Origin of the sequence: Mesorhizobium sp. M00.F.Ca.ET.216.01.1.1, assembly GCF_004010325.2 — a bacterium.
Classification (GTDB): domain Bacteria; phylum Pseudomonadota; class Alphaproteobacteria; order Rhizobiales; family Rhizobiaceae; genus Mesorhizobium.
In genome coordinates, this window is sequence record NZ_SADR02000423.1 from 1 (window position 1) to 309 (window position 309).

A 309-nucleotide genomic window follows, 5' to 3' on the forward strand; every position below is an offset into this window, starting at 1 on the left:
GCCCCCGATCCAGCCCAAGCGATCGCATCACTTCAGCGCAGACCTTGCCCGCTTCGGTAAGCTGGTGATACGTGTGGATCTTGACCGTTCGACTTGCGGCCAAAACGGCTCACCAAATCGCGATCCGATCAAGAATATGCCGGTGCCCGTTCGCGCGTCGCTACCGCCGCGTTTGTTGCGGTGTCAGCCGCGCGCGAACGCCGTGTTCAAAAGGCTGATCTGGTCGGAAACCGGATTGGCCCGCCGGCTGGGGGCGTGCGTCTCGGCGACCACGCCGCCATAGATTTCCTCGTCCATGCGCCGCACCAG

Annotated in this window: 1 pseudogene; it reads right to left on the minus strand. The window is 63.4% G+C overall.

What is annotated here, in order from left to right:
• Positions 1-183: 183 nt before the first annotated feature.
• Positions 184-309 (minus strand): annotated as a pseudogene (locus tag EN859_RS40100) (DUF1465 domain-containing protein); the annotation flags it as partial.